The sequence below is a fragment of the Meridianimarinicoccus sp. MJW13 genome, assembly GCF_014901205.1.
Lineage (GTDB): Bacteria > Pseudomonadota > Alphaproteobacteria > Rhodobacterales > Rhodobacteraceae > Meridianimarinicoccus.
In genome coordinates this window covers 223,678-246,803 of record NZ_JACNMU010000003.1, presented here as the reverse complement: position 1 = coordinate 246,803, position 23,126 = coordinate 223,678, and the positions used below count along the sequence as shown (strand labels likewise).

The following is a 23,126-nucleotide window of genomic DNA, read 5'->3' as shown; positions in this document are numbered from 1 at the left end:
AGGCGCGACGGGGTATGCGCGGAGCAGGCACTGGAGAGGGTGGGAGATGGCGATATGCATTGGAATTGACGCAGCCAAGGTCGTGCATTGGGCGGTTGGTATCGACGGCGCAGGTGGGGTTGTTCTCGACCGCGCGGTCGAGAACAACCCGGCGGCAATTGATGCGTTCATATCTGATCTGCGGGCCCTGAAGGGGGACGTCGTGATCGGGATCGACGTGGTCGGTTCGTTTGCGCGCTTCATCGAGGCAAGCCTTCTGGCCGAAGGATTTGCCCTGGTTCACACCCCGGGCATTGCCGTGAACCGCGCAGGCCAGGGCTTTGCCGGAGGTGAGCGCAAGTCCGATCCTCGCGATGCCCGTACCATCGCGGAGCTGGTGCGCACACGTGATCTTCGCCCGGTTCTGGCTGATGACGACACCCGCGTCGCGCTGCGCCTCAAGGTGGGGCGCAGGCGCGATCTGATGCAGGACCAGGTGCGCCGCATCGCCCGAATTCGCGGGCTCTTGTGCGGCATTCACCCCGGCCTGGAACAGGCGTTCGACCTGTGCTGCAAGGGGCCTCTGGCGCTGCTCACCCGCTATGTGACGCCGGCCGAGATCCGGCGCGCAGGGCAGGCGCGGATCGTGGCGCATCTGAAGAAAACTCCGCACCTGCATGGCGGCGCGACTCTGGCCCGGCGTGCCTTGGACTGCGCCGGGACGCAAACCATCATCGTTCCTGGCGAAGCGGCCACAGCCGAGTTGATCCGCGAGCTGGCAGCGGAAGCCCTGGAGGCCCGACAAAAGATCGCCCGTATCGAAAAAGACCTCGAAGGCATTCTCAGCGACCACCCTGACGCCGCCCTCATCCGTTCGTTGCCGGGGATGGGGGTGGTGCTGACGGCAGAATTTCTGGCCGCGATCGGCAACATCGGGCGCTTCTCCTCGGCGGACGCGCTTGCCGCGGCGGCTGGACTGGCGCCAGTCCAACGCCAATCGGGCAAACGTGCGGGCTGGCGGCGCGCCTATGGCGGTGACAAGGTGCTCAAGAGGGTTTTCTACCAAAGCGCGTTCTGCGCCGTGACCCAAAAAGACCCGCTGTCCAAAGCCTTCTACGACCGCAAGCGTCGCGAGGGAAAACACCACACCCAAGCCCTCATCGCCCTCGCACGCCGACGCGTCAATGTGCTGTGGACCATGCTGCAAAGGCGCGAGGTGTTCGATCCGAAGCGAAATGCTGCTTGACTTACCCATTACGCAGCCGCCTCGATGCCGCCTGCAAGCATCTCGCGTGCAAGGCCACTGAGGCCGTCGACGCGTAGCCGGACATTGAGCCCGTCCGTGCCGATGTCCACGCGCTCGACCAACAACGACGCGATGCGGGCCTGCTCGGCGGGGAAGAGTTCGTCCCAGAGCGGATCAAGGCGGATCAGCGCGTCATGGGCGTCGGCCTCGGTGATCTCGTCATCCTGCGTGCGTGCCGCTTTCCATGTTCCGGCCACGATTTCGGGTTGGCGGAACACGGCGCGGAGTTGGTCGATGACGGCGGCCTCGATTTCACCTGCTGGGACGCGCCCTACGGGACAGGACCCTGCACCGTGTTTCAAGACCGTCTGGCTGACATAGTACCGATAGAGCTTGCCGCCCTTGCGCGTGTGCGTCGGCGAGAAGGCCGCGCCATCGGGGCCATACAGAAGACCTTTCAGCAGCGCAGGCGTCTCGGCGCGGGTGCGGGCGGCACGTTTTCGGGGGCTCTCCTGGAGGATTGTATGGACCCGGTCCCAGACATCCCTGTCGATGATGGCATCGTGCTCGCCGGGATAGCTTTCGCCCTTGTGGACCGCTTCGCCGATGTAGGCGCGGTTGTTCAGCATCCGGTAGAGGTATTTCCTGTCGATCCGGTTTCCTTTCGGGGTGCGGATGTCGCGCGCCGCCAGGTCCCGCGCCAGTTCCGTGCCCGAGCCGATCTCGAGGAACCGGTCGAAGATCCAGCGGACATGCTCCGCGCGATCATCGTCGATCTGCAGCTTCCGGTTCTCGACGCGGTAGCCGTAGGGCGGCACCCCGCCCATCCACATGCCCTTCATCCGGCTGGCACGGACCTTGTCGCGGATGCGTTCCGCCGTGACCTCGCGCTCGAACTGGGCGAAGGACAGCAGGATGTTCAGCGTCAGCCGCCCCATGGAGGTGGTGGTGTTGAAGCTCTGCGTGACCGAGACGAAGGTCACGCCGTTGCGGTCGAACACCTCGACCAGCCTGGAAAAATCCATCAGCGCGCGCGACAGGCGGTCGATCTTGTAGACGACGACCACGTCGACCAGCCCGTCCTCGACATCCGCGAGCAGGCGTTGCAGGGCGGGGCGCTCCAGCGTGCCGCCGGAGATGCCGCCGTCATCGTAGAGATCGCGGACCAGCACCCAGCCCTCGGAGCGCTGGCTGGCGACATAGGCCTCGCAGGCCTCCCGCTGGGCATCGAGGGAGTTGAACTCCTGCTCGAGACCTTCCTCGGAGGATTTCCGGGTGTAGACGGCGCAGCGCAGTTTCCGGACGACGGGTTTGGTCATGTGCCCCTCCGATGAATTTTCTGCCGGCCCGATACTTGCGCAGCCTGCGTACGGCTCTGCGAAGGCGCCACTGGAGCCTCCGCTGGCCTGCGGCCACCGCGCCTTAACCCAAAGAACACCCAGCCGTTCCAGCGCGTGCCGGTGATGGCGCGGGCAATGGCCGACAGCGATTTGTAAGGGCGACCCTGCCAGTCGAAACCGTCAGCAGTGACGGTGACGAGATGCTCGACGCCCTGCCATTCACGGATCAGCCGTGTTCCGACGATAGGTTTCAGGTCAGCGCGGATGCGGCTCTTCTTGCGGTCGCCACCGTCCAGCTGTTCACCGAGGGCTTCCAGCCGCTTCACCGTCGCCGGTTTCAACCCGCCATAGGCCAACTCCTGGATGCGATAGGCCAGGCGGCTTTCGAGGTAGCGGCGGTTGAACGGCGGCGGTTCGCTGTCGAACAACTCGCGCCATTGCTGCTTCAGGTCCGGCGTCGCGGTGGTCTTCAGCGCGGCCAGGCGGGCGGGAATGGGGTCGTGTCTGGTCATGGGGTTCTCCGGTGCGTTGGAGGTGCATGACGCCATGGGTCGGGCGGAGAGTGTAGGGACCTTTCTCCATGCGGGGCAGAGTGTTTGCTTGACTGGCATGCTCTCAGGCGCACGAGCCCCATCGCCAGAAGCCGGCACAATGCGGCGCGGCGTTCGATGGGTGTCATTCGATCCGGGGGCAGGGGGTTCGATCCGGCCATGGGGTTCTCCAACATGTTCTGAAGAGGAAAAGCCGGTCGGTTCGCCGGATTGGGACATCCGGGGTGGGAATTCCTGACTTGAGGCAATCTGCGGTCGATCGTGCAATCGCCCCGGATAAAGGAGCCAAAATGGCAAAACCAAGAATTGTCGGCGCGCCCCAACTCTCGCGCCTCCTCAACGAGGCCCCGCCGGATCAGATGCTGGGGTTTCTGCGCGCGAAGCAGATCTCGGACCTCATCGCAGCAGACGCCCTGATGTATGGTCCGGATGCAGGGGGCCAGCGCGAGCATCTGGCGAAGCTCCCGATCGACGATCTGCATGCGATCGAACGCCAGGCTGTTCGGATCGTCCAGGTGGCCGGGACACGCGCGGATGCGCTGCAGCTCAGACTCGCCGAAAGCCGTCAATTCGATTGTCTCGACGCGTTGTCGGAGCAGCCAGGCGCTCTCATGCGGGCGCTCTGGTCCTATCACATGATGCCGGAGCTCTTCGTCGCCACGGAGCGGGCAATGCAGGTCCGGAGCTTTCGGGACAATGACCGTGTGTTCGAGGGCTATGAGGTTCAGTCGCCCCGTCCCCTTGATCTCGATGGGTTTGACGAGGAGGCCTTCGCATCGGAAATAGCCGCCCGGCTCGCTCTTGCGCATGGATGTCGGGCGGACGCTGTCGAACTTCCCCAGCGCGCGGCCTCGCCGCGCCAGATCATGATTGCCGTGACGGCTGCCGGCGCGCGGGCGAGCCCGAAGACCTTCGAGCCGGACCGTTCGATCGGGATGGTTCAATACAGACCTGCAAACGAGTTGATCCTCGTCTACTTGCCCGACGTTGGCCGGATCGAGGTCTGCGGCCGACAATGGGCTGATCGCAAGATTGTCGCGACATCCTTCGCCCGGGAGATACTGGGCGAGGATCTGTCAAAGCGCCCATTGCGACAGAGAAGTTACGACCTTTCGATGTTCCGGGGAAAGTTGAAAGTGGACGTGCCCCAACATTTGCAGGACCGGATCCGGTCGGCAGAGGTCACCGAGGTGCGCATCGCACTGGGCAGCTATGATCGAAAGATCACGCTGACCGTCACACCGGGTGAAGACATCGAGGCGCTTCGCCGGGACGTTCTCGGGTCACTTCAGGATCGCCATGGCCGCGGCTTTGTCTGCGACGTGGAGCTTTTCCTGCGTGTCCAGGTTCATGGCGGTCATGCGCGGAATCTTCGGTTCCGGATCACCAATCACAACAGCTCGACACTTCAGTCCCAGACCGACCCGGACTTGCGGGCCGTCGGATTTGAACTGCTCGAAGCCTGGGGGGTCGTCAGAACGACCCGGAACGTCAACACCGAGGAACGCAGGGAACTTCTCCCGATCCTGCTGCGACTGCTCGATCATCCCGAGGATGAGATCTCCGGTCCCGAGCTCACGGAGATCAAGGCAGATGTTGCGCAACTGACGCAAACAGGTTTCCTTGGCCGTCAGCAGATCATCGAAACCATTGTCATTGACGATGAGGACATGGGCCCTCTGGACGCGACTGTCCTTCCGGACCTCAACAGGAGAACGGCCGACCTGTCCCTGCACGACGGGGATGTCGATCGGACATTGGCGCTCGACGAAGTCTCCCGATGGTCGATCCGGCGGGAATTCGTTGTTCAGACCCTCCTGGACGCGTTGAAGGATGTCGAGATTTCCGGGCGCGCCGAGGCCCTTGAGGCACGCGTTCAGTATCTTGGAAAGGCAAGCCTGGAGGGCGCGGAGCGACCGATATTCCTCGCCTCCAGGCTTTCGGACACCCGGGCGCTTCGGACGGTCCAGGACATTGTCCGGGCGGCGCCTGATCTGTCTGGTGGCATCGTGCTGGTGCCGGGTGCAAAGCCTCTGAACCATCTCGGGACGCATGTGGTCGTCAGCCTCGACAGCCTGTTGGAGCAAGGTGCGCTGACCCGGATGTCCCTCGTGAATGCCTGGCGGGCCCGTCATGCAGGCGCCATTGCCGGCGTGGAAGTTTCCTTCGAGCGGCTAGGCGATGACAAGGCCGAGCTTTTCCTGCCGGAACGCCCGGTATGGACGATCATTGGCGCGAAGCGGGTCCGGATCGTCGAGCGGCTTTTCCAGGCCCATCGTAACGGCGAGAAGATGGTCAAGACCAGGGATCTGCTCGACTATTCCGGGGCATCCCAGCTCGGCGCGGCGTTCGGGGCGGAGTGGAAAACCCATATACAGGGAACCTACATCACCCGGCCTTGCCAGTCCCACTGGGCCCTTGCCATCCAGGTCCCATCTTGACCCCATCTTGATGGGCCGGCTCGCCCATCTTGAAACCGGTGCGCCATACGAATCTCCGTAACATCGACGGAGGCCGACATGGCACGCAATCACCAGATTACCACCCACAAGAGCACCCCGATCCAGCGCCGGCAGCCGCGGTCGCCTGGTCTGGACTGGACCTGCAGCTGCTGCGGCAGTCTGCTGGGCCGGATCCATGGGCAAGATGTTCACGTCCGGTTCGAACGCCGGCACGAGTACGTGGCAAGCCTGCCTGCGGCGGCGACCTGCAAGAAGTGCGGCACGCTCAACAGGGCCAAGGCCAGCACGGCGGCCTGACTGCGTTCCACCTTCCAGACAGTTCCCAGAGGCGCACGACGCCCGAACCAAGGCCCGATGAGAGGCGCGAGATGCCCGGCCCCAGCCCAGGCATCTCTTGCATTCAAACTGGTCCGCGCTTCACGCGCAGCTCGTTCGGTCCGTAACCCGGCATTCCAACCGCGATCCCTTCAACGCCATCATGACCTCGGACGTCGCGACGGCCGGGTTTCGCGACCCGGGTCATCTGTGCGGATGGTTGCATGATCGCCGCGAGGCGCCCGACGCGAAGAACACCGTTCTGCGTGTCCTTCTTGCCATGGCCACCGGGGAGGGACCCCGCAGCACCCTGGCGGTGGAGCTTCTGATCCTCGCGCTCTGGCCCGGCCTGACGACGATCCGACGGCGGCTTCGCCCGATTTCCGGGGCTGACATCCAGACATTGGAAGCCGACCTTGTCGGGCGGCTGTCGCTCGGTATCCGCGGAGCCCGGGTGGATCGCGTGCAGCGCGTCGCGGCAACGCTTCTGCGCAACACCGACCGTGATCTGCGCCGCGACCTCATCCTTGAGCAGGCCGCGAGACTGCGGGCCGCGGAACTCGGGGCCGTGGCGCATGGCCTTGAAGCGTCGGTCGCGCAGGAAGATGACCGTCTCGTCGCCCGGATGATGATGACGCTCGGTGAGGATGGCGCGCTTCTGGCCGCGGTTCACCTGTGCGGCTGGAGCCAGAAAGACGCCGCCGAATGTCTTGGCATCAGCCATGACGCGGCGCGCAAGAGATGCCAGCGCGCAATCGCACGGCTGAAGACAATGTCCGGGTGAGATGTCCCATTCTGCGGAGCACAGCGGCTTTTCCCTGTTGAGCGCGCAGTCTGGCGCGCGAAAGCAGGAGCGGATCAATGGATATCCGGATCATCGAGGATGACTTCGAACGCGTGCCCGGGCTCTATGGCGCCTGGGATCTGGGGATGCTGCTGGAGGAAGGCCGCTGCTACCTGATCGAGGATGGCGGGCGCACCGACGACGGCCAGCCCCTCTACATGGTGTTTTACCGGCAGGTGCCTTCCGGGAATGTGGGAGGGACAGATGACTGAAGCAACGCAGGTCTATCTCAGGCAACGAGATCTCGAAGCGCGCTGGAGCCTCAGTGGCCGCACGCTGGAACGGTGGCGGGCGGAGAACTGCGGACCCCCCTGGTACGTGATCGGCAATTCGATCCGTTACCGCCTGGCCGACGTCGAGGCCTTCGAACGGCATCAGCGGCATGGGGCGTGTGCGCAGCGGCTGTCCAGCCTGCCGGAAGGAGGTCCGCAATGACCGCCCTGCCAACAAACCCGTCGCTTCTGGAAGCGGCGCTGTCCCATGCCGGTCGCGGCTGGCATGTGTTCCCGCTGCGACGCGGGACGAAGGGCCGTGATGCGACCGGTGCCTCAACCCATCTTCTGAGCGAGGGTCACAACGGCGCATCGAGCGACCCCGAGGTCGTTCGCACCTGGTGGACCCGTTGGCCGGACGCCAACATTGGCCTTCATCTTGCGGCTTCGGGTCTGGTGGTGGTCGACGCGGATACCTACAAGCCCGGCTGCGAATGGCAGGCCTTCATCCGGGGGCGGGATCTTCCGTCGACGCTGGTGCAGGACAGTGCCCGTGGCGGCAAGCACTATATTTTCCGGGCGCCGCCCGGCGTCAGCTATCCGGGCACCCTCTGTCCGGGTGTGGATATCAAGCACAAGGGTTACATTCTGCTCGAACCCTCGACCTTTGAAGGCGGGATGTATCGGTTCGAAACCCAGCACGCTCCGGCAGATGGTCCAGAGTGGCTCCCGACAAAGACCGATCATGGCGCGGGACCGGCGTTGGGGCGGGGCACAGTCGCGTCGATCCTGACCCCGGGAATTGATGTTTCCGATCGGGCCTCCACCGCCGAGGTTGAAGACTTGCTGACCTGGATCGACCCTGACGCGGACGGCTACGATGCGTGGATCGAAGTTCTGCAGGCCCTGCATGACAACTTCGATGGCCGCGACGAAGGCCTTGCCATTGCCGAGGCCTGGTCATCGCGCGGTGCCAGCTTCAGGCCCGGAGAGACGGCCGCCAAGTGGCAAGGCTTCACATCCGGCGGCGGCGTGACGGTTCGCTCGATCGCGCATCGTGCCGGTCAGAACGGCGCGGATCTTGCCGGTATTGCCCGGCGCCATGGTGCTGGCCAGCCGTCGCGCGCGCCGCAATGCGGGGTTGCGGAGGATCCGCCGGACCTGTCGCACGACCATCTTGCGCTCGACCTCGGCCGCCGCAGCTGGGACAACAACGCCCGGCATGTTGCCCCCTGGGGGACCTGGCTGTTCTGGACCGGTACCTGCTGGCAGCGGGACGGTACGCTGGACCACTTGTCCCGCACGCGCGCCTTTTTGCGGATGCGGGCCTCGGAACTGGGAGACTGGGCGCATCGCAGGGCCCGCGTGTCGGGTGGCCATGGACACGATCGGGAGGCGCGCAAGTTGGAAACCTGGGCGCGAGAGCAGGCAAGGACACTCAGGAGCAGTGCCACCATTGCGGCGGTCTCCAGCCTCGCCCGGGCCAATCCAGCGTCAGCGGCAACCCACGAGATGTTTGACGCGGATCGATACCTCATCGGCACACCCGGCGGCACCGTCGACCTGCGCACCGGCGCGTTGCGGCCTGCTTGCCGTGAGGACATGATCAGTCGGCTGACAACCTGTGCACCGGCGGATCCAGGCGTCTCGCCAGGGCTCTGGCTGCGCTTCCTGTCAGATGTGTTCGATGGGGACAAAGCAACGATCGGGTTCCTGCAAAGGGCCGCAGGCTATGCGCTCACCGGATCGACCGAGGAACACAAGCTGCTGTTTCTTCACGGGTCCGGCCGCAACGGCAAGTCTGTGTTCCTCAACACCCTGCTTGATATCTGGGGCGCTTATGGACGCCGGGTCGCCGCCACGACGTTCCTGAATGCGCAGACCGAGCGGCATCCGACCGATATCGCGGGTCTGCACGGCGCGCGGCTGGCCATCGCGTCCGAGTTGCCGCGCGGCAAGACCTGGGATGAGGCCACGATCAAGGACCTGACCGGCGGCGACCGGATGACGGCGCGCTTCATGCGCCAGGATTTCTTCGACTTTGATCCGCAGATGACGCTGATGATTGCGGGCAATACCCAGCCGTCGTTCCGCGGCGTGGATGAGGCAATCCGCAGCCGGGTGGTCCTGGTGCCCTTCGCGGTGACCATCCCGGCCGAACGCCGTGACCGCGGCCTGCCAGACAAGCTGAGGGCAGAAAGTCCGGCGATCCTGCGCTGGTGCATCGACGGCGCGCTGGCCTGGCAGGAGGGCGGGCTCGATGTGCCGCCCTCCATTGCAGCAGCATCGACGGCGTATTTCGATGAGGAAGACACGCTGGGTCAGTTCCTGCAGGACGAGACCCAACCCGATCCACACGCATTTGTCGCCGCGGAGGACCTGGTATTGCGCTTCAACCAGTGGATCGATGCCCAGGGCCTCGGTGCCTGGACCCAGCGCAGCCTCATCAAGGAAATGCGGCAAAGGGGGTTTGCGGACGCGCGTAGCAGCAGCCAGAGGGGGCTGCGCGGGCTTCGCCTGAAGCGCTGGTGACAAAAGTGACAAAAGACAGACTATCGGGCGTATAGGGAAAACTCCCGTCTTTTTCCTATACGTGGGATAATGGAAAAACTGTCACTTTTGTCATTGGTGTGGTTTGGCCGGGTGAAATGGCGAAACCGGTGCTCCAATGGTGGGCGTGCCTGCGCCAGGCCCCTTTTGCGGGTCTCATCGGCTTGTCTTGATCTGTCGGGAATTGTCGGTAACTGTCTGGGTTATATACGCTTTCCTGGATTGCTATACTGCCATTGAAGCGCCCCGATGCGGGCGGACAATTCCAAGGCGGGGGTCATGATGGCAGCAAAAGCGGACAAGCGGGCGCGTGAGATACGCCAGTGCGCGGTCGCCGATCTGATCCCCTACGCCAACAACGCGCGGACGCATTCGGAGGCGCAGGTGGCCTTGATTGCCGGCTCGATCCGGGCGTTCGGGTTCAACAATCCGGTGCTGGTGGATGGCGACAACGGCATCATCGCCGGCCACGGCCGGGTGCTGGCGGCGCGCAAGCTGGGGCTGGACACGGTGCCGGTGATCGAACTGGCGCATCTGGGCGCGGCGGCGCGGCGGGCCTATATCCTGGCCGACAACCGGCTGGCGGAACAGGCGGGCTGGGACCGGGAGCTGCTGGCGCTGGAACTGGGGGAGGTGTCCGACCTGGGCGTCGACCTCGGCGCGCTGGGGTTCGAGGGCCCCGAGCTGGACGCGCTGCTGGGGCATGGTGCCGCCGATCCGGTAGAAGAGCAGACCCCCGAGCCACCCGCGCAGCCGGTCTCGCGCGCCGGTGATCTGTGGTGCCTCGGGGCGCACCGGCTGCTGTGCGGCGATGCCACGGATCCGGAGGCCGTGGCGCGCCTGCTCAACGGGATCGCGCCGCACCTGATGGTCACCGATCCGCCCTACGGTGTGGACTATGATCCGGCCTGGCGCAACGCGGCGGGCGCGTCGCAGACGCGGCGCACCGGCAAGGTGCGGAACGACGACCGGGCCGACTGGCGTGCCGCCTGGGCGCTGTTTCCCGGCGACGTCGCCTATGTCTGGCACGGGGCGCTGCATGCGGGCACCGTGGCCGAGAGCCTGGTCGCCGAGGGCTTCGACATCCGCGCGCAGATCATCTGGGCCAAGGAGCGGCTGGTGCTGAGCCGCGGCCATTACCACTGGCAGCACGAGCCCTGTTTCTACGCGGTGCGCGGCACCGGGCATTGGTCCGGCGACCGCACGCAATCGACGCTCTGGGCGATCCCCAGCCGCGACCAGGACGCCGAGACGGTACATGGCACCCAGAAGCCGGTGGACTGCATGCGCCGCCCGATGCTGAACAATTCCAGCCCGGGGCAGGCGGTCTACGAGCCCTTCTGCGGCTCGGGCACCACCCTGATCGCGGCCGAAACCACCGCCCGCACCTGCCATGCCATGGAGTTGGACCCGGCCTATACGGATGTTGCCGTGCAGCGCTGGCAGGCCTTCACCGGCAGGGTGGCCACCCTGGAGGACAGCGGGCACAGCTTCGATGAAACGGCGTTGGCGCGACGGCAGGCGGCGGCATGAGCGATAGCCTGCGCGACACCTGTGCCCCGGGGGGGTGGGTTCATCTTCCGGGGGATCGGGCCGACAACCGCCCCTCCCGCCCTGTGCAGACGCGGCCACAATTCGAACCGGGGGTCGCGGCGTGACTGACATCGATGGAGGCCGGTGATGGCGCCGCGCGGACCCAGGACGAAACCCACGAAGCTGAAGGTGCTGGCTGGCACGGCGCGCAAGCATCGCCTGAACCCGGATGAACCGCGGCCCGAGGTTGCACGCCCCGATGTGCCGGACCACCTGACCGCGGCTGCCCGCCAGGAATGGGACCGGGTGGTCGTGAAGGTGGTCGATCTTGGCCTGATGAGCGACCTCGACCGGGCGGCGCTGGCCGCCTATTGCCAGGCCTATGGCCGCTGGGTCGCGGCAGAACGTGCGCTGGCCCGCGTGGCGGCCAAAGACGCGCTCACCGAAGGGCTGATGCTGCGCACCAAGACCGGCAATGCCATCCAGAACCCGCTGGTGGGGGCGGCGAACAAGGCGATGGCGGACATGGTGCGCTATGCCACCGAGTTCGGGCTGACCCCCTCGGCGCGGACGCGCGTGAGCGCCGATGCCAGCGTGGATGACAATGATCCCTTCGCCATCTTCGACAGCCCCCGGGCATCCCGGTGAGAGGCCGCAAACCCATACCCCGGGCCGCGACCCTGGCCGCCACGCCCCTGGAGGCCCTGCCGCGCTGTCCGGCGCATCTGAGCGCTGCGGCGCGCCGGGAATGGCGCCGTCTCGCCACGCCGCTGCATGAGGCCGGACTGCTGACCCTGGCGGACCGGGCGGCGCTGGCGGCCTATTGCCAGGCCTATGGACGCTGGGTGGAGGCCGAGCAGAAACTGGCCACCACCCCGATGCTGCTGAAGGCCCCGAGCGGCTACGTGCAGCAATCGCCCTGGCTGGCGGTGTCGAACAAGCAGATGGAACTGATGGGCCGCTACATGACCGAACTGGGCCTGACCCCGGCGGCGCGCAGCCGGGTGCCCCGGATGGAGCCGGGCACCGCGGCCGAAGCGGTGACACAAATCCGCCTGCTGGCGGTCTACCGGGACGCAGACGGCATCCTGCGTGAAGAGCCCATGTACGACGCTCGTGAGCCTGAGACCCCGCAGCCGGGGCAGACCATCACCTATGAACTCGACGCAGATCTCTGAAATCCCTACGCATTCGGAGCGTTCCGAGCCATGACCAAAGCTGCGCAACGAAGGTTTGGCAGGTGTGGACATGGGGCAGGTGATGTCGAAAAGGCTGGTGGCCTACGAGCGGGTCTCGACGGCGCGTCAGGGAACATCCGGGCTGGGACTGGAAGCCCAACGCGCCGCCATTGACGGCTTCGCAGCCGGGCAGGGCGCTCAGGTCTTGGCCCGCTTCACCGAGGTCGAAAGCGGGCGACGAAACGACCGCCCGGAACTGGACAAGGCCCTGCAGCTGGCCCGGGTCACCGGCGCAACGCTGGTCATCGCCAGGCTCGACCGGCTGTCGCGCAACGCCGCCTTCCTGCTGACCCTGCAAGGCAGCGGGGTGCGCTTCCTGGCCGTCGACATGCCCGAGGCCAACGATCTGACGGTCGGCATCATGGCCCTCGTCGCACAGCAGGAGCGCGAGGCGATCTCCCGCCGCACGAAAGAGGCGCTCGCCGCCGCGAAGGCCCGCGGGGTCAGGCTTGGCAATCCCAATGGCGCCGCGGCCTTGCGGCGGGCCGGCAAGGGCGGCGCGCACCTGCGGGCAACCGTCAGGGCCAATGCAGACACCTTCGCCGAAGGACTGGCCGAGGTGGTCAATGACATCAGGGCGCAGGGCCACACCTCCCTGCGGGCCATGGCCAGGGAACTGAACCGACGCGGCATCCGGACACGACGTGGCGGGCATTGGCATGCCTCGACCGTGCGAAATCTGGTGAAGCGGATCGAACGGCATTGAATAAACTGGAACCAGGAACCGGCATTCAGGTCGTGAGCCGGCGCTTCAGTTCAGGGTCAGGCAAGGCGCACATGTCGGAACGGCCGAACCGATAGCGATTGCGGGCAATCCGGCGATAGATCCACGCGCGGCCATGGCGGGGAACCACACGCATCACCGAGGCAAGATGCCCAAGACCACCCGTGCATTCGCCGATCCGGATGATCGCCTCCATTCCCGACCAGGCCCGACCGTTGTCCAGGAACAGCCAGGTCTCCGGATCGTCGGGCTCCAGACCGTAGTGCCGGACCAGAGCCGTTCCGGTCGAAGACTGGACCGGGCAGATCCGAAAATCTCCGGAGCGATCCAGCCGGACGATGGTGCGAGCCCCCCAGGAACAAAGGGCACACGCGCCATCCATGACTGCGATCGGCCCGCCATCATCGAAGTCCGGTATGTCGGGGTCTTCCCGGTAGGAATATGCCTTTTGCTTTCGAAGGTCGGCCATTGGTGTCTCCCAACATGTTCGGCCGAAGAATGCCTCGATTTCCAGCCCAGGGAAACCGCATGCAGGGCTATCAACCGGCGGGAGCACCTTCGTCGACGGACTCAGCGTCGACAATGCCACCGGCATCGTCGATCAGCCCCGGCTGCCGCGCTTCAAGGCGTACTACAACTACGACAACTACGTCGGCGGGACATGGGCGAAGATCGGCCTCAACAGCACCGACTACAATGATCAGGGCTGTTTCGATGCCGGGACCAACCTGTTCACAGCACCCGTCGATGGCACCTACCTCTTCGGCGCGACGCTGCTCTACAAGGTCAACGCCAGTGCCACGGCGAGGATGCGCGGGCGGCTCGTGCTGGACGGCACGACGGAAATCCGCTGCTCCCTCGGCGAAATCTCCGCCACCCACGTCTCGCTCGCCACTGCCATCTGGCTGCAGACCATGATGCCTCTGACTGCGGGCGATACCGTTGAGCTGCAGGGCTATTTCCGGGTCGCGGACGGATATTTCGCGGCCGATCACACGTCCTTCTGGGGCTGCAAGGTCGGCTGAGCTGCGCAAGGAGGATCCGATGACACCACCCAGATCCGAGGGCTTCGTGCGAATGCCCGACGCTGAGTTCGAGGCGATCCTGACGCGGGCGGCCGAGGTAGGTGCCAAGCGCGCACTCGCCGATGTCGGCCTCGATGGCAGTGAGGCCGCACTCGATATCCGGGACCTGCGATCCTTGCTTGACTGCATCCGTCTGGTGCGGCGCACCGCGATGCAGACAGCCGTCCGCATGATCACCACAGGCGTGATGCTGGCGCTGCTGGCCGGGATCGCGATCAAACTCAAGATATTTGGCGGTGGCCCGTAGCCGCTCACCATCCCCATTCATTGGCTCAACCACACCCGCCCTCGAGGCGGGTTTCTTGTTTCTGGAGGACTCCCATGACCACAACCTTATACGACCATTGGCGCGACGTGCCAAAAGGTGCCTGGCGCTGGACCAACTTCTCGCCCGCCGAAATTGCCTGCCGCGGCACCGGCAAGCTGCTGATCAACGAACCCGCGCTCGACAAGCTGCAGGCCCTGCGCGACCGGCTGGGCAAGCCGCTGATCGTTCGCTCCGCCTATCGCAGCCCCGAGCACAACCGTGCCGTCGGGGGCGCCACCCGCTCGAAGCACCTCGACGGCGCCGCCTTCGACATCGCCATGGCAAACCATGACCCCGCCGCGTTCGAAGCGGCGGCGCGCGAGGTCGGATTCCTCGGCTTCGGCTTTTACCCGCGATCGGGGTTCATTCATGTGGACGTCGGCCCGGCGCGCCAGTGGGGCGAGCGGTTCCCGTTCCGGGCGACTGCATTTGCAGCTGAAACGCCGCCCGCCCGCGAAGTGCTGGCCGACAGCCGCACAATGAAGGGGGGTGGTGCGGCAGGCGTGGCGACGCTGGGTGCAGCCGGTGTCGAGGTGGCCCAGCAGGTGCTGGCGGAGACGCAGTCTGCCATCCTGCCGCTGGTGCCGTACCTCGACACGCTCCGCTGGTTGTTCATCGTGGTGGCGCTCGGCGGGATCGCGATCACGATCTACGCGCGTCTCGATGACTGGAAGCGGGGGCGGCGATGATCACCAGCATTCTCGGCGGCATCACGATCACCCCAATGGCGAGGACCGCTCTGCGCTACGCCGCTATCGCCCTCGCGATCGTTCTGTTCCTGCTGTCGATCCGCCGCTCGGGTGAGCGTGTCGGTCGCCTGGAGGAACGCCTCGAAGCTAGGGAGAAGACCAATGAAATTCAACGCCGTATGCTGGAGGCGGCGGCTCGCCGCCCTCGTGATCGGGGCGAGCTGGTTGACCGGCTGCGCGACGGCGGGTTTTGAAGCGAACGGCTTGGCGGCATGTCCGCCGGTCGTGGAATACAGCAGGGAGTTACAGGCGCGGGCGGCCGAAGAATTGGCGATGCTGCCCGAGAGCTCGGCGGTCGCGGGGATGCTGAGTGACTACGTGGTGATGCGGGAGCAGGCCCACGCGTGCGTGAGACCGGCGTTTGGCTTGCCAACGAAATCGGGTCGAGCAGCCCACCTTTTCCGACGTGTCCTAGAAGTATGCACCATCGCAGTTTTCTGTTAATAGTTGACGAGCGAGCTTTCGTTGAGGACACAGTATGCCCCGTATCTTACTTGTTTATCCAAGATTCTCGGCCAACCGATTCATGGGGCACTACGACACGCCGGCGGACTTGGTCGGAGCTAAGGCACCAATCCCTCCCCTCGGTCTGCTTACTGTTGCGGCTTTGCTGCCGAAGGATTGGCCGGTTCGTTTTATCGACAGAACTGTGAGAGACTTTTCTGATTCAGATTTGGAGTGGGCCGATCTTGTTTTCACTGGTGGTATGCTCACTCAGCAGCGCGATGCGATCAATCTAATTGAATTCTGTCAATCAAAGGGGAAGAGAGTGGTTGTCGGCGGGCCGGATGCATCTGCTAGCCCCCATTTATATAGTGCAGCAGACTATCTCGTGATAGGAGAGGCCGAAGGCGTGATGTCCGATTTGGTTGCTGCAATCGACGCCGGTGAGCCGAACGGACGCTTTGAGGCCGAGACATCTTCTGTAGATATGACGCAGAGCCCCCTGCCGCGGTTCGATCTTCTCGATCTCGATGCCTATATGGAGGTGAGCATTCAAGTGTCGCGCGGCTGCCCGTTCACGTGCGAATTCTGTGATGTCATCGAAATGTTTGGCAGGGTTCCACGGGTCAAAAGCCTTGAGCAGCTTGTGAATGAACTTCATGCTCTTCTTCATGCTGGCTATCGAGGCATAATTTACATCGTTGACGACAATTTCATAGGCAACAAGAAGGCGGTGCGCGCGATACTGCCAGGGATTGCTGACTGGCAAAAGCAGCATGGCTATCCATTTCAGTTCTACACATCGGCTACGATCAACATTGCGGACGATGCTTCGCTTTTGGAGATGCTGCGCGAAGCAAGGATTTTTAGCGTCTTTATCGGATTTGAAAGCCCGGATGACCAAGTGCTGATGCAAACCCGAAAAAAACAGAACATGCATCGTGACTTTGCCAAAAATATCGCACGCCTCGGTGAATACGGAATATTCGTGACCGGTGGCTTCATTATCGGATTCGATGAAGAAACTGACAAGACGGCTGACGCCATGCTCGAAATGATTAGAGAGAGTGGCGTGGCGATAGCGCTTGTTCACATGCTTTATGCTCTGCCGAGAACTCAGTTGTCGCGCCGCCTGGCAAAAGAGAAGAGGCTCTCCAAGGCAGATCAGCTCGGTGTTGCCCGAGTGGGCGGTGGAGCCATGGTGGGCCTCAACTTCGAAACCATTCGACCTCGGGAGGAGATACTACGAGATTTTCGAAAGGTTATTTCGGAACTATATGACATTGACAACTATTGTCGGCGAATGTTGCTGACTGCCCGATTGTTGCACAACCGAACGTTGCTGGGCACCTCGGATAGGCGCGCTGTGATCAAGGATTTGCGGCGTTGGGGCAGGCTCGTCTGGCGATTATCACGCACTTACCCTCAGTTCATCCGACCCTTCGGATTGGTAGCGCTGAAGGTTTTGTTTTCGCGTCCGCGAAGCCTGAAGTCGGTCATGGTGATGATGGCAATGTATACTCACCTCGCTGGTTACACTAAACTGGCAATTGGCGAACTCGACCGAGCGTTGGTCTATGAAGGCAATAGGATGGCCGTACTTCCGGAACTAGAGACAACGTGAACCACACCAGAGGTGACAGAAAGGGCCTGGCCCAAAACGCAATGCGCCCAAAGTTTATTTTAGAACCGTGCCTGTATCGGCAACTTAAACAGAGGGTTTCAGAATTTTTTGACGAGACCGGTCAAAGCCGTCAAGGCGGGATCGTGGGTAAAGCGCTAATAATGCTTGGCTGGTTTGCGCTGAGCTACACGACCATGCTCCTCGCTGAAACCATCGAGATGCGGCTCACCGCCGCGGTTTCACTCGGTGCAGCAGCTGCAGGAGTTGGCTTCAATATCTTCCACGATTCCAACCATCATGGCTTCTCCCGCAGCAAGGCCTGCAACGATACCACAGCCATTTTCTGCTGTCTTCTGCTGGGACCGTCGAGGTTTCTTTGGCAACAAAAGCACCATGTATTCCACCACCGCTTTACAAACCTTCACGCTTGGGACGACGATATCGAGACCCGTGGCAGCTTACGACTCTCACCCGACCAGCCGCACCAGCCGTGGCACCGACTGCAACCCTTCTACTGGCCCGTGATCTACGCAGCAGCGACCGTGGAGTGGTTCTTCATCAAGGACTTCAAGCAGTATTTTACCGGCCGGCTAAACCCTTATCTCGACCTGCCGACGATGACTCTGGCCCAGCACTCGGAATTCTGGCTTACGAAGTTCGTTTATGTGGTCGGCTTCGTCGCCTTGCCAGTCTGGGTTCTCGGCGTTTGGTCGGCGTTGGGCGCACTAGCGCTATTCCATGTCGTCTTCGGCCTGATCCTCACCTGTGTATTCCAGCTCGCCCACATGAATGACGTCACCGAGTTCCCGCACCTCTCCGCCGACGAGCGCACGGTGGAGGAGGAATGGGCGGTGCACCAGTTGCGCACTACCGCCGATTTTGCACCTGACAACGTTCTTGCGGCTTGGTATTTTGGCGGGCTAAATTTCCAAGTCGAACACCACCTCTTTCCGGGCGTGAGTCACCGGCACTATCCCGCCCTGGCAAGGATTGTCGCCGAGGCTGCGCGAGATCATGGGCTTCCCTACAACGTCTATCCGAGCTGGCGTGCGGCGCTCCGCGGGCATATGAACAACATTGGCAGGCTCGCGCATCCGTCTGGCAACGGAGTGAGCAACAGAGAGGCAGTCTAATGACCGCCACTTCCCGTTCAAGTCGGGCCGAAGCACTCGTGACTGAGCTGATGGCCAGCGCCGACGTGCACGTGAACGGCGACCGCCCCTGGGACATCAGGGTGCACGATCCGCGCTTCTTCGACAGGATGATCCGCTACGGGCAGCTCGGCATCGGCGAGGCCTACATGGAGGGCTGGTGGGACTGCGAGCAGATCGACGAGATGTCGGCCCGGTTCATCCGCGCCAACCTGCACCAAGAGTCGGTCCGCGACCCGCGCTTCGTGGGCTACTATCTCAGGCAGCGGCTGAAGGGGGTCGGGCGCAAGGCACTCGCCTACGAGGTGGGCGAGGCGCATTACGACCTCTCCAACGACCTGTTCGCAGCCTTTCTCGACGATACGATGAGCTACAGCTGCGCCTATTGGCACGAGGCGCAGACCCTGGAGGAGGCGCAGCGGGCCAAGCTCGACCTGATCTGCCGCAAGCTCGACCTGAAGCCGGGAATGAAGGTGCTGGAGATCGGCTGCGGCTGGGGCGGCTGGGCCCGCCATGCCGCTGAACACTACGGCGCCGAGGTGGTTGGGATCACTGTCTCGAAGGAGCAACTCGCCTGGGCGCGGGAACGCAGTGTCGGCCTGCCGGTGCGTTTTGAGCTTATGGACTACCGCGACGTGAGCGGCAGCTATGACCGGGTCGTGTCGATCGCCATGTTCGAGGCGGTTGGGCAGAAATACTTCCGTACCTTCATGCAGACTGTCGAGCGGGTGCTGAAACCCGACGGCCTGTTCCTGCTGCACAGCATCGTCTCGAACACCCCGATCGAGGCGGCGCAATCGCGCTGGCTTAACACCTACATTTTTCCCAACGGCGAGCTGCCGTCGCTGGCGCAGGTCTACAAGGCCGCCGAGGGGCTGTTCGTGGCCGAGGCCGCGCACCACCTCGACGGCGATTATGCCCGCACGCTGGCGGAATGGGACCGCAGGTTCGTCACCAACTGGCCGCAGATCGAAGCCGATTTCGATCAGCGGTTCTACCGCATGTGGCGGTTCTACCTGCAGATCAGCCAGGGCATCTTCACCTCACGGCTGTGCCACCTGTGGCAGTTTGTGTTCTCCAGGGACGGCATTACCTGTTTGGACATTTCCCGCACTGGAGCGACCTATCCGCATGCCGACAGCCGCTGACCTCGATATCGCCGTGATCGGCGCAGGCTTCAGCGGCATCGCCGCGGCGATCGCGCTGAAAGACGCGGGGCGGCAGCGCTTCGCGGTGTTCGAGCGGGCCGCAGGGGTCGGCGGGGTCTGGCGCGACAACATCTACCCCGGCTGCCGCTGCGATGTGCCGTCGCAACTCTATGAACTGGCTGCCCGGCCCAACCCCGGATGGAGCCGCAATTTTGCCCCGCAGCCCGAGATCCTCGCCTATCTCAGGCAGGTGAGCGCCGAGCCCGGTCTTGCCGACCACTTTCGCTTTGGGCACGACGTGACCGAAGCCCGGTTCGATGCCGCAAAAGGGTTGTGGCGGCTCAAGATCTTTGGTCGCGCCGCAGTCACTGCCCGGGCTCTGATCGTGGCGTTTGGGCCGTTGAGCCGTCCGCGCATTCCCAACATTCCCGGCCGCGAGAGCTATGGCGGCCTGCAGCTGCACTCGGCGCGCTGGGGCCCGGGCGCCGATTTCGCGGGCAAGCGGGTCGCCGTGATCGGCACCGGGGCGAGCGCGATCCAGATCGTGCCCGAGATCGCCCGCGACGCGGAACAGCTCTACGTGGTGCAGCGCAGCCCGGCCTGGATATTGCCGCGCGGCGAGCGCCGGTTTACCGCCGCTGAGCGTGCGCTTTACCGCCGCCTGCCAGCGCTGCACCGGCTGGGTCGCGCCTTTCATTACTGGAAGCTCGAGTTCTTTGGCCATGCCTACCTGCACAAGGGGCTCGCCTATGGCGCGCTCACCGGCGCCGCGCGCTTCAAGCGGTGGCGCGAGGTGCGAGACCCGGAGCTGCGCCGGCGCCTCACCCCCAGCGACCGGATCGGATGCAAGCGCGCGGTGCTGTCTGAAGACTACCTCTCCACTTTCAACCGCCCGAACGTGACGCTCATCGATTCCGCGCTCGACCGGCTCGACGCGGCCGGTGTGATCTGCGCCGACGGCCGGCGGGCCGATGTCGACGCGGTGATCTGGGCGACCGGCTTTCACGTTACCGACCCGGCCGACCTGCTGCCGGTGGTCAATGCCGAGGGGGTGGAGCTGGCTGGGCTGTGGCAGCGCGAGGGGCCGCAGGCCTACCGTGGCACGGTGGTGGCCGGGTTTCCCAACTTTGCCTACCTGCTCGGCCCCAATGGCGGGCTCGGGCATTCCTCGGCGGTGCATTTCGTCGAATCGCAACTGCGCTACGTGCTGGCATATCTCGACCGGCTCAACACTCTGACGGCCCCCGCCGCCCTCGACCTGCCGCGCGACCGGCAGGACGGCTACAATGCTTGGGTGCAGGCCGAACTCGCCAATACGGTCTGGGGGGGCGCGGCCTGCAACAGCTGGTATGTCGATGCGCACGGAGTGAACCGGGCGATTTTTCCAGGGCTGTGCGAGGACTATCGCCGCCATATGCTCAGCTTTGATGGGACGGATTTCAATGTACAGAAATTTTAGTTATTGTCGCATCAATCCATCTTTGTAGGAGAGCAGTTAGATGTTGAGTGAGACACAAAAAAATGTGATTATTTGGGTGGTTGGCACAATTTTTGTTTTAGCGACGGCCGGCTTGGCAACTATATGGGTCTTATTTGCCTATTGGTCAATCACCTTAAATTTCGATGTCGTGTTTGAGAATTTCTTTGTTGCTCTTATTGGGTTGCCTCTTGCTGCTGGAGCTTCAACCGCACTTGTTGTTCTTTTTAGTGAGTTCGTTGGTCAAATAGAATTGGACATTCTTGCTTTGAAATTTAAAGGTGCATCGGGTCCGATCATTATGTGGTGTCTGTCTTATCTTACCATTGTTGTCGGAATTGCCGCGCTCACGTAAAGGATATTATCCTAGCCGATGCATAGTTGCACTCCTTAACATCAACAACAAGATAATTGAAAGGCATCTGAGATAGTAAACCGCGGTGAAGGGCGATTCGATATGGCGGGTACACTCTGGGATGCGCCATTGAATTTTTCTTTGGAAGACTTTTCAGATCGTTGCGCGCTTAACTTGAGTAGCAACCGTTTGGTCCAAAAACTCCAGCTACATGGTTGGAAATCCATTCGGATAGCCGACAAGTGTCATATGCATACTCCACGAAGTAAATAAATCCTACGACCAGCCAAATAGAAACCAATAGGCTGCGTAGCCTGGTGAGAGAAATCGAAATAAACACCCGGCGGTCAATGGATGAGATTTCGGCACCAGCCTTCAACTCCTTACTTATTGAATCAAGGTTGAAAAATAGAAAGACCGTCAAGACTGATACAGCAAGAGCAATAGGGTGCCAAGGTTGGATCTGGGAAAAATCCAGGACCAAAAATAGGCTAAAAACTGTCAATGGCATATCTCCCAGCCGTGATGCGGATATAACTTCTTGAACCGTTTCGGGCGACAAGAGTGAAAGTATGGCAACGGTTAAGGAAAATAGGGAAACTATCAACCGTACCCATTCGTAGACTTTTGCAGTCTGGCTTAGAGCAAATATTGAACGGCCTTGGGAAGTTTGCATTTTTTTGGGAAGGTAGACGACGTAAACTAAAAGACAGTAGAACCATGATGTCGATTTGATGATTAATCTGTAAACGATTGCTGGAGCGAACACCACCGCACTTACAAAGAAGCCCAATACAAGATCACCCAACGCACTTTTAACAAAGAAGGCTCTAACGGCATTTTTAAATTCAAATATTGGTTCGATTCGACCAAGTCCCGGGACTAATTCTGGAGGCGAGAATGCACTCTGCTGAAGCGTCGCGAACAAGAAGTTCCTTGGCAACGATCTTATTCCGTCAGGTAAGAAACGTAATGACGCATACATTCTCGTGAGGAATGCTCTTAGTAGTAGCCCGCCGCAAAAGCCTAGGCCGAGCATTGCATATGGCAGCAAGCCGATACCCTCGGTCGGCGACGGCCCAGATGTTCCAATCGCACGTGCATGAATATTGGCTCGGGTTCGTTCGGTGCCCGGTTGACCTCTTAGAGGCAGCAGCGAGGAAGCGATCGCCAACACCATCCCAATCACGACCGGTAATACAGCGTCCGGCATATATTGCATGGATGCGAAGAAGTTAGCGATCACTGATGCAGTTGTTGTGGCGTATGTTAGGGGCCTAGGAATTCGGACCGAGATCGTTGTAGCAATGGCCAAACCAATATTGATAGAAAAAATACCAATAAAAATGTAGTGTAAGAATTCAAGCGACCAAGCGTGTGTAGATGAAAAGTAGATAAAGTATAAGGCGCAGAATAGGCCAGACCCAATTGATGGAAGCACCGCAATCAATATTGCCTTCACAGACACCAATTCCACCCATGGACTATTCCAGTACGAGGAATAAATCTCTGCGCCGAGTCTCACCGATTTCTCGCTTCTGATAAGAACAAGGCAAACAGCAACCAATCCAGTAAGGGCTAGAACCAAATTTTCTGTGATACCGATGCTGAGCCAAGTGATTGCAACCGCGCAAACTGTCTGAAGGGTGGCGACAATCGAAATCCGCCCAGACGGTCGTTCATTCGATCGAATGCGCCATACTACAAACGATCCGCTGTGGCTCTGGTTCTGTGTCTTATAACTTTCATTCATTCACGATCCTTTGAAAAACCCGCTTTATTGCGAGGTGGC

23 protein-coding genes and 1 pseudogene are annotated in these 23,126 nt (G+C 62.2%); 20 read left to right on the top strand and 4 right to left on the bottom strand.

The genetic code is table 11. The annotated features are described in order from the left end of the window. The first annotated feature begins 46 nt into the window (after positions 1 to 46). Positions 47 to 1,225, top strand: a complete 1,179-nt coding sequence (locus H8B03_RS06830) for an IS110 family transposase (protein ID WP_193140979.1) — start codon at positions 47 to 49, stop codon at positions 1,223 to 1,225. Positions 1,226 to 1,233: 8 nt separating this feature from the next. Here H8B03_RS06830 and H8B03_RS06825 read toward each other — a convergent pair whose 3' ends face one another. Beyond that, positions 1,234 to 2,544 carry a recombinase family protein gene (locus tag H8B03_RS06825; RefSeq protein WP_193140978.1) on the bottom strand — a complete coding sequence of 437 codons (1,311 nt, stop codon included), beginning with the start codon at positions 2,542 to 2,544 and terminating at the stop codon, positions 1,234 to 1,236. A 101-nt stretch (positions 2,545 to 2,645) separates the two neighbouring features. Beyond that, a pseudogene (locus H8B03_RS06820) lies at positions 2,646 to 3,077 on the bottom strand (DUF2924 domain-containing protein); the annotation flags it as partial. Positions 3,078 to 3,406: 329 nt separating this feature from the next. Here H8B03_RS06820 and H8B03_RS06815 point away from each other — a divergent pair. The 10 genes from H8B03_RS06815 to H8B03_RS06770 all read left to right on the top strand — a co-directional run bounded on the left by H8B03_RS06815 (position 3,407) and on the right by H8B03_RS06770 (position 12,976). Continuing rightward, positions 3,407 to 5,557, top strand: coding sequence for a hypothetical protein (locus H8B03_RS06815; protein ID WP_193140977.1), 2,151 nt, complete (start codon positions 3,407 to 3,409; stop codon positions 5,555 to 5,557). 78 nt (positions 5,558 to 5,635) lie between these two features. Next, positions 5,636 to 5,875 (top strand): hypothetical protein, encoded by a 240-nt coding sequence (locus H8B03_RS06810; protein ID WP_193140976.1) that lies wholly within the window; start codon positions 5,636 to 5,638, stop codon positions 5,873 to 5,875. A 181-nt stretch (positions 5,876 to 6,056) separates the two neighbouring features. Further along, entirely contained in the window at positions 6,057 to 6,677 is a 621-nt protein-coding gene (locus H8B03_RS06805; protein WP_193140975.1) for a sigma-70 family RNA polymerase sigma factor, read from the top strand. Positions 6,678 to 6,754: 77 nt separating this feature from the next. Continuing rightward, positions 6,755 to 6,949 (top strand): hypothetical protein, encoded by a 195-nt coding sequence (locus H8B03_RS06800; RefSeq protein WP_193140974.1) that lies wholly within the window; start codon positions 6,755 to 6,757, stop codon positions 6,947 to 6,949. Continuing rightward, positions 6,942 to 7,172 (top strand): AlpA family transcriptional regulator, encoded by a 231-nt coding sequence (locus tag H8B03_RS06795; RefSeq protein WP_193140973.1) that lies wholly within the window; start codon positions 6,942 to 6,944, stop codon positions 7,170 to 7,172. The genes H8B03_RS06800 and H8B03_RS06795 overlap by 8 nt, the downstream gene beginning before the upstream one ends. Continuing rightward, the gene (locus tag H8B03_RS06790) at positions 7,169 to 9,481 is read left to right on the top strand and encodes a phage/plasmid primase, P4 family (RefSeq protein ID WP_193140972.1); all 2,313 of its coding nucleotides are present in this window, start codon (positions 7,169 to 7,171) and stop codon (positions 9,479 to 9,481) included. Before H8B03_RS06795 ends, H8B03_RS06790 begins: the two co-directional genes overlap by 4 nt. Positions 9,482 to 9,778: 297 nt before the next feature. Further along, on the top strand, positions 9,779 to 11,032 hold the full coding sequence (locus H8B03_RS06785; protein WP_226925756.1) for a site-specific DNA-methyltransferase: 1,254 nt from the start codon (positions 9,779 to 9,781) through the stop codon (positions 11,030 to 11,032). Positions 11,033 to 11,179: 147 nt separating this feature from the next. Beyond that, on the top strand, positions 11,180 to 11,680 hold the full coding sequence (locus H8B03_RS06780) for a phage terminase small subunit P27 family (RefSeq protein ID WP_193140971.1): 501 nt from the start codon (positions 11,180 to 11,182) through the stop codon (positions 11,678 to 11,680). Continuing rightward, positions 11,677 to 12,210 carry a phage terminase small subunit P27 family gene (locus H8B03_RS06775; protein WP_193140970.1) on the top strand — a complete coding sequence of 178 codons (534 nt, stop codon included), beginning with the start codon at positions 11,677 to 11,679 and terminating at the stop codon, positions 12,208 to 12,210. Before H8B03_RS06780 ends, H8B03_RS06775 begins: the two co-directional genes overlap by 4 nt. Positions 12,211 to 12,292: 82 nt before the next feature. Next, positions 12,293 to 12,976, top strand: a complete 684-nt coding sequence (locus H8B03_RS06770; protein WP_226925755.1) for a recombinase family protein — start codon at positions 12,293 to 12,295, stop codon at positions 12,974 to 12,976. A 25-nt stretch (positions 12,977 to 13,001) separates the two neighbouring features. Here H8B03_RS06770 and H8B03_RS06765 read toward each other — a convergent pair whose 3' ends face one another. Further along, positions 13,002 to 13,463 (bottom strand): thiol-disulfide oxidoreductase DCC family protein, encoded by a 462-nt coding sequence (locus tag H8B03_RS06765; protein WP_193140968.1) that lies wholly within the window; start codon positions 13,461 to 13,463, stop codon positions 13,002 to 13,004. Positions 13,464 to 13,818: 355 nt separating this feature from the next. Here H8B03_RS06765 and H8B03_RS06760 point away from each other — a divergent pair, with 355 nt between their 5' ends. The 9 genes from H8B03_RS06760 to H8B03_RS06720 all read left to right on the top strand — a co-directional run bounded on the left by H8B03_RS06760 (position 13,819) and on the right by H8B03_RS06720 (position 21,334). After that, a complete protein-coding gene (locus H8B03_RS06760) occupies positions 13,819 to 14,019 on the top strand; it encodes a hypothetical protein (RefSeq protein WP_226925754.1) in 201 nt (66 codons plus the stop codon). A gap of 19 nt (positions 14,020 to 14,038) precedes the next feature. Continuing rightward, a complete protein-coding gene (locus H8B03_RS06755; RefSeq protein WP_193140967.1) occupies positions 14,039 to 14,326 on the top strand; it encodes a DUF6127 family protein in 288 nt (95 codons plus the stop codon). 74 nt (positions 14,327 to 14,400) lie between these two features. Next, positions 14,401 to 15,075, top strand: a complete 675-nt coding sequence (locus H8B03_RS06750; protein ID WP_193140966.1) for a D-Ala-D-Ala carboxypeptidase family metallohydrolase — start codon at positions 14,401 to 14,403, stop codon at positions 15,073 to 15,075. Next, positions 15,072 to 15,329: a hypothetical protein gene (locus H8B03_RS06745; protein WP_193140965.1), complete on the top strand. Its 258-nt coding sequence runs from the start codon at positions 15,072 to 15,074 to the stop codon at positions 15,327 to 15,329. Before H8B03_RS06750 ends, H8B03_RS06745 begins: the two co-directional genes overlap by 4 nt. Before the next feature lie 284 nt (positions 15,330 to 15,613). Then, the gene (locus H8B03_RS06740) at positions 15,614 to 17,203 is read left to right on the top strand and encodes a B12-binding domain-containing radical SAM protein (RefSeq protein WP_193140964.1); all 1,590 of its coding nucleotides are present in this window, start codon (positions 15,614 to 15,616) and stop codon (positions 17,201 to 17,203) included. Further along, positions 17,200 to 18,336, top strand: a complete 1,137-nt coding sequence (locus tag H8B03_RS06735; protein WP_193140963.1) for a fatty acid desaturase — start codon at positions 17,200 to 17,202, stop codon at positions 18,334 to 18,336. The genes H8B03_RS06740 and H8B03_RS06735 overlap by 4 nt, the downstream gene beginning before the upstream one ends. Next, on the top strand, positions 18,336 to 19,502 hold the full coding sequence (gene cfa / locus H8B03_RS06730; RefSeq protein ID WP_193140962.1) for a cyclopropane fatty acyl phospholipid synthase: 1,167 nt from the start codon (positions 18,336 to 18,338) through the stop codon (positions 19,500 to 19,502). The genes H8B03_RS06735 and cfa overlap by 1 nt, the downstream gene beginning before the upstream one ends. Continuing rightward, positions 19,486 to 20,961 (top strand): NAD(P)/FAD-dependent oxidoreductase, encoded by a 1,476-nt coding sequence (locus tag H8B03_RS06725; protein WP_193140961.1) that lies wholly within the window; start codon positions 19,486 to 19,488, stop codon positions 20,959 to 20,961. The genes cfa and H8B03_RS06725 overlap by 17 nt, the downstream gene beginning before the upstream one ends. A 40-nt stretch (positions 20,962 to 21,001) precedes the next feature. Next, positions 21,002 to 21,334: a hypothetical protein gene (locus H8B03_RS06720; protein WP_193140960.1), complete on the top strand. Its 333-nt coding sequence runs from the start codon at positions 21,002 to 21,004 to the stop codon at positions 21,332 to 21,334. Between the two features lie 169 nt (positions 21,335 to 21,503). Here the strand turns inward: H8B03_RS06720 and H8B03_RS06715 are convergent, their stop codons facing one another. Beyond that, positions 21,504 to 23,087, bottom strand: a complete 1,584-nt coding sequence (locus H8B03_RS06715; RefSeq protein WP_193140959.1) for a hypothetical protein — start codon at positions 23,085 to 23,087, stop codon at positions 21,504 to 21,506. Positions 23,088 to 23,126: the final 39 nt, after the last annotated feature.

Excerpts from the sequence above, each read along its gene's own strand:
- H8B03_RS06790 (WP_193140972.1), top strand. The coding sequence starts at position 7,169 with ATGACCGCCCTGCCAACAAACCCGTCGCTTCTGGAAGCGGCGCTGTCC.
- H8B03_RS06780 (WP_193140971.1), top strand. The coding sequence starts at position 11,180 with ATGGCGCCGCGCGGACCCAGGACGAAACCCACGAAGCTGAAGGTGCTG.
- H8B03_RS06765 (WP_193140968.1), bottom strand. The coding sequence starts at position 13,463 with ATGGCCGACCTTCGAAAGCAAAAGGCATATTCCTACCGGGAAGACCCC.
- H8B03_RS06755 (WP_193140967.1), top strand. The coding sequence starts at position 14,039 with ATGACACCACCCAGATCCGAGGGCTTCGTGCGAATGCCCGACGCTGAG.
- H8B03_RS06720 (WP_193140960.1), top strand. The coding sequence starts at position 21,002 with ATGTTGAGTGAGACACAAAAAAATGTGATTATTTGGGTGGTTGGCACA.
- H8B03_RS06825 (WP_193140978.1), bottom strand. The coding sequence starts at position 2,544 with ATGACCAAACCCGTCGTCCGGAAACTGCGCTGCGCCGTCTACACCCGG.
- H8B03_RS06810 (WP_193140976.1), top strand. The coding sequence starts at position 5,636 with ATGGCACGCAATCACCAGATTACCACCCACAAGAGCACCCCGATCCAG.
- cfa (WP_193140962.1), top strand. The coding sequence starts at position 18,336 with ATGACCGCCACTTCCCGTTCAAGTCGGGCCGAAGCACTCGTGACTGAG.
- H8B03_RS06805 (WP_193140975.1), top strand. The coding sequence starts at position 6,057 with ATGACCTCGGACGTCGCGACGGCCGGGTTTCGCGACCCGGGTCATCTG.
- H8B03_RS06815 (WP_193140977.1), top strand. The coding sequence starts at position 3,407 with ATGGCAAAACCAAGAATTGTCGGCGCGCCCCAACTCTCGCGCCTCCTC.
- H8B03_RS06800 (WP_193140974.1), top strand. The coding sequence starts at position 6,755 with ATGGATATCCGGATCATCGAGGATGACTTCGAACGCGTGCCCGGGCTC.
- H8B03_RS06725 (WP_193140961.1), top strand. The coding sequence starts at position 19,486 with ATGCCGACAGCCGCTGACCTCGATATCGCCGTGATCGGCGCAGGCTTC.
- H8B03_RS06785 (WP_226925756.1), top strand. The coding sequence starts at position 9,779 with ATGATGGCAGCAAAAGCGGACAAGCGGGCGCGTGAGATACGCCAGTGC.
- H8B03_RS06715 (WP_193140959.1), bottom strand. The coding sequence starts at position 23,087 with ATGAATGAAAGTTATAAGACACAGAACCAGAGCCACAGCGGATCGTTT.
- H8B03_RS06770 (WP_226925755.1), top strand. The coding sequence starts at position 12,293 with ATGTCGAAAAGGCTGGTGGCCTACGAGCGGGTCTCGACGGCGCGTCAG.
- H8B03_RS06830 (WP_193140979.1), top strand. The coding sequence starts at position 47 with ATGGCGATATGCATTGGAATTGACGCAGCCAAGGTCGTGCATTGGGCG.
- H8B03_RS06750 (WP_193140966.1), top strand. The coding sequence starts at position 14,401 with ATGACCACAACCTTATACGACCATTGGCGCGACGTGCCAAAAGGTGCC.
- H8B03_RS06740 (WP_193140964.1), top strand. The coding sequence starts at position 15,614 with ATGCCCCGTATCTTACTTGTTTATCCAAGATTCTCGGCCAACCGATTC.
- H8B03_RS06745 (WP_193140965.1), top strand. The coding sequence starts at position 15,072 with ATGATCACCAGCATTCTCGGCGGCATCACGATCACCCCAATGGCGAGG.
- H8B03_RS06795 (WP_193140973.1), top strand. The coding sequence starts at position 6,942 with ATGACTGAAGCAACGCAGGTCTATCTCAGGCAACGAGATCTCGAAGCG.